We start from the raw sequence: 4,116 nt of genomic DNA, 5'->3' as shown, positions 1-4,116 counted from the left end.
ATGCCCAGTGCGGCATGGTCCGCGGCGCTTGCACGCGGCGATGGAGGAAACTCAGCCGTCCACCTTTTTCTGAATGGTGGTGTTTTCAAAGGAGCCGATGGCCTCACAGACGGGGCACACATCGGGGCGCTCCTCAAAGGTCGCGCCGCAGAACATGCAGCGGTAACCGGCCACGGTGACCATCTTGGTGGGGGCTGGAGCGGCAGGGGCAGCAGGGGCGGCGGTTTTGGAGCCGGAGGCGCTCAGCTTGGCCAGAGCGGCGAGGAAGCGGAACTCGTGGTCTTTTTCGATCTTGGAAATCTGGTCAAAGAGGGTGCCGATGGCCTCAAAGCCCTCCTCCCGGGCGATGTCGGCAAAGGAGGGGTACATGCTGCTCCACTCGCCGTATTCGCCCTGGATGGCCTCCTGGAGATTGGCGGTGCTGGAGCCAACTCCCTTGAGTTTCTGGTAGAGGAGCTTGCCGTGGATGCCCTCGTTCTGAGCCATCTGCTCAAAGAGCTCCCCCACCTCCGGGTGACCCTCCTGCCGGGCCTTGTCGGCAAAAAAGAGGTACTTGTTCCGGGCCATGGACTCGCCGCTGAAGGCGGCCATCAGATTTTGTTCGGTACGAGATCCTTTCAGTTCCATATGTATGAGCCTCCATGTATTACCAATAATAAGAATCGTTATTATTATAATAGTACAAGTTTTTGGAATAGTCAATAGGGGGCAGAAAAATTTGTAACCGCAGCAGGACGAGGGAAATGGTGAGAGGGTGGCTATTGTGAAAAAACTGGCGCTGTGGTATAATATATCACGCTTTTTGGGGCGGAAGGGTCCTTCCGCCATGACGAGGAAGATCATCCAGGATGAGGAGATGCAAAGATAGATGAAATTAGGTATCGTCGGCCTGCCCAACGTGGGCAAGTCCACCCTGTTCAACGCCATCACCAACGCCGGCGCCGAGAGCGCCAACTACCCCTTCTGCACCATCGACCCCAACGTGGGCATGGTGGCCGTGCCGGACAGCCGTCTGGACTGGCTCTCCGAGCTCTACCACCCCAAGAAGATCACCCCCGCCGTCATCGAGTTTGTGGACATCGCCGGACTGGTGAAGGGCGCCTCCAAGGGCGAGGGCCTGGGCAACAAGTTCCTGTCCAACATCCGGGCCACCGATGCCATCGTCCACGTGGTCCGCTGCTTTGACGACCCCAACGTCATCCACGTGGAGGGTTCCACCGATCCCCTCCGTGACATCGAGATCATCGACATCGAGCTCATCATGGCCGACATGGAGATGGTCCAGCGGCGCATGGACAAGTGCGCCAAGATGGGCAAGACCGGCGATAAGAAGGCCGCCCACGAGGCCCAGGTGCTCCAGGGGCTCATGGACTGGCTCAACGAGGGCAAGTCGGCCCGCTCCTACCAGTGTGATGAGGACGACGCCGCCCTCATCGCCCAGTCGGAGCTCCTGTCCCTGAAGCCGGTGATATACGCCGCCAACCTGGACGAGGCGGGCTTCTCCGACTATGAGAATGTGGGCTACTACCAGCAGGTGGCCAAGGTGGCCGCCGACGAGGGCGCCCAGGTGATCCCGGTGTGCGCCCAGCTGGAGGCCGAGATTGCCCAGCTGGAGCCGGATGAAAAGGCCATGTTCCTGGAGGACCTGGGCATCGCCGAGTCCGGCCTGGACCGGCTCATCAAGGCCAGCTACGCCCTGCTGGGCCTCATCTCCTACCTCACCTCCGGCGAGGACGAGTGCCGGGCCTGGACCATCAAGAAGGGCACCAAGGCCCCCCAGGCTGCCGGCAAGATCCACTCCGACTTCGAGCGGGGCTTCATCCGGGCCGAGGTGGTCTCCTTCGAGGATCTGAAGGCCAACGGCTCCATGAACGCCGCCAAGGAAAAGGGCCTGGTGCGGTCCGAGGGCAAGGAGTACGTGGTGCAGGACGGCGACATCATCCTGTTCCGGTTCAACGTGTAAGAGCCCTTTTCCGGGGCCCTGCAGAGCGGGGCGGCGCATATGCGCCGTACAAGGCCCGGCCATATTGGCCGGGCCTTGCCGCAGGCGGAATTGATTTCCGCCGAGGAAGTGAAAGAGAGGGTCCCCATGGACACTGGTGTCCATGGGAAAAAGGGCCTGGTGCGGTCCGAGGGCAAGGAGTACGTGGTGCAGGACGGCGACGTCATCCTGTTCCGTTTCAACGTGTAAGGTCTGGCCGGCCTGGACCACACGCGCGAAAGCGCGCCGCGCCATTTGGCGCGTCAATTCGCAGCGCAGCGAGAATTGGTCCGGGCGGATTCACTTCGCCCGGACAGAAGTGAAATCATGGGGTCCCCGACGGGACGTGTCCCGTTGGGGGCGTCCAGGACGGCGACATCATCCTGTTCCGGTTCAACGTGTAAATCAGCAGAGGGAAAAAGACCCGTCCACGCCGCTTGATTGCGGCGTGGACGGGTCTTTGTTCGTTGTATGCGTTTTCTGGTTGAGCGGCGTCCCCTCATCCGGCCCTCTGGGCCACCTTCCCCCCTGGGTGGGGAAGGTTTTTGACCGGATAGCTTGTCATCCTCTCTCTGTCTGCCTTGCGTTACCGGGCGGCTACGCCGGTCGGGCAGGACTTACAGAGCGATGTCAAAGTTCTTTTTGGTCCTTTTTCTTACAAGAAAAAGGACGAGAGAAAAAGGGCTAATCGGGGATGTAGGCGCGGACGCGGAGGTGGGCGCCCAGGCTCTCGCAGAGTTCCCGGCAGCGCTGGATCTCCTCGGGGGACTTGTCCTTGTCCACCACGGTCATCATCACCGTGGGCACATACTTTACCGCCTCACGGGTAAAGTCCAGCATGGACTTCCAGGCCAGGATGCCATCACGGGGCTGGGTGACGGCCAGGTACTCCTCCGGCGTGGACCCGTTGAGGGAGATGGAGAGCACGTCGATGCGCCCTTTGAGGTCGGGGCACACGTCCCGGCCGTGGAGGAGGTTGGCGTGTCCGTTGGTGTTGATGCGCACCGGCGGCAGGCCGGGCACCGTCCGCTTGAGCTCGTCCACCAGCCACAGGATATCGTCGATGCGGTAGGTGGGCTCTCCAAAGCCGCAGAAGACCAGCTCCCGGTAGCTGGGCAGGTCCCGGTCCAGCAGGTCCCGGAGGGCCTCCTCGCGGGTGGGCTCGTGGTCCAGCCACAGGTCGTCGGCGTAGATGGAACCCTTGTGGCCGTTGTGCCGCAGGCAGAAGACGCAGGAGCAGTCACAGCGGTTGGTCAGGTTGACGTACAGGGCGTTCTCATATTCATAAGTGATGGTCTCCATATCGCTCTCTCCTCAGGTGATATCGAAAAACCGCTTTCCGTTGTCCAGAGTGATGGCAAGGACCTCATCCACGGTGAGGCCCTTGAGCTGGGCTATGGTGGCGGCGGTGATGGGAATGAGACTGGAGTCGCAGCGCTCCCCCCGGTGGGGGACCGGCGCCATGTAGGGGGCATCGGTCTCCAGCATGATGCGGTCCATGGGGGCGCAGCGGATGACCTCCGGCGCCCGGCGGGCATTGGCGAAGGTGATGTTGCCGGTGAAGGAGAGCATCCAGCCCCGATCCAGCACCACTTTGGCATCCTCGGCGCTGAGGGCGCAGCAGTGAAAGACGCCCCGGGCGTTGGGATGGGCCTTGACGATGTCCAGGCAGTCCTTGTGGGCGTCCCGGTCGTGGACGATGACGGGGAGGTCCAGCTTCTCGGCCAGGGAGAGCTGGGCGTCAAAAAAGTCCCGGGAAAAGGCCCGGTCCTCCGGGCTCTTGACCCAGTAGTAGTCCAGACCCACCTCGCCGATGGCCTTCACCTTGGGATGCCCGGCCAAGGTCCGGATCTGGCCCAGGTCGGTGAGGGCGGCCCCCTCCAGGTTCTCCGGGTGGAAGCCCACGGCGGCGTAGATGTAGTCGTATTTCTCTGCCAGGTCCACACACTGCCTGGAGCTCTCCAGGTCGCAGCCGGGGCAGACCACCAGGGCCACCCCCTTGCCCGGCAGGGCGGAGAGCAGGGCGTCCCGGTCGGCGTCAAAGGCGTCGTCATAGTAGTGGGCGTGGGTGTCAAAGATCATGGCTCGGTCCTCGCTTTTTCATTTCATTGTCTTAATCTTACCCGTTTTGCGCC

Annotated in this window: 5 protein-coding genes; 2 read left to right on the top strand and 3 right to left on the bottom strand. The window is 61.9% G+C overall.

Annotation, left to right across the window (positions count from 1 at the left end; all coding sequences use genetic code 11):
• Positions 1–51: 51 nt before the first annotated feature.
• Positions 52–627: a rubrerythrin family protein gene (locus tag Q0K15_RS10805; RefSeq protein WP_294515852.1), complete on the bottom strand. Its 576-nt coding sequence runs from the start codon at positions 625–627 to the stop codon at positions 52–54.
• Between the two features lie 241 nt (positions 628–868).
• Here Q0K15_RS10805 and ychF point away from each other — a divergent pair, with 241 nt between their 5' ends.
• Positions 869–1,963 carry a redox-regulated ATPase YchF gene (gene ychF, locus Q0K15_RS10800; RefSeq protein ID WP_294515851.1) on the top strand — a complete coding sequence of 365 codons (1,095 nt, stop codon included), beginning with the start codon at positions 869–871 and terminating at the stop codon, positions 1,961–1,963.
• 39 nt (positions 1,964–2,002) lie between these two features.
• Positions 2,003–2,191: a DUF933 domain-containing protein gene (locus Q0K15_RS10795; protein ID WP_365933929.1), complete on the top strand. Its 189-nt coding sequence runs from the start codon at positions 2,003–2,005 to the stop codon at positions 2,189–2,191.
• A gap of 474 nt (positions 2,192–2,665) precedes the next feature.
• On the opposite strand, the gene Q0K15_RS10790 is transcribed toward Q0K15_RS10795, so the two are convergent.
• Positions 2,666–3,283 (bottom strand): TatD family nuclease-associated radical SAM protein, encoded by a 618-nt coding sequence (locus Q0K15_RS10790; protein WP_294515850.1) that lies wholly within the window; start codon positions 3,281–3,283, stop codon positions 2,666–2,668.
• A gap of 12 nt (positions 3,284–3,295) precedes the next feature.
• Positions 3,296–4,063 (bottom strand): TatD family hydrolase, encoded by a 768-nt coding sequence (locus Q0K15_RS10785; RefSeq protein WP_294515849.1) that lies wholly within the window; start codon positions 4,061–4,063, stop codon positions 3,296–3,298.
• Positions 4,064–4,116: the final 53 nt, after the last annotated feature.

The organism is uncultured Intestinimonas sp., assembly GCF_944387245.1.
Taxonomy (GTDB): domain Bacteria; phylum Bacillota; class Clostridia; order Oscillospirales; family Oscillospiraceae; genus Intestinimonas.
This window is presented reverse-complemented; position numbering and strand designations above follow the sequence as displayed.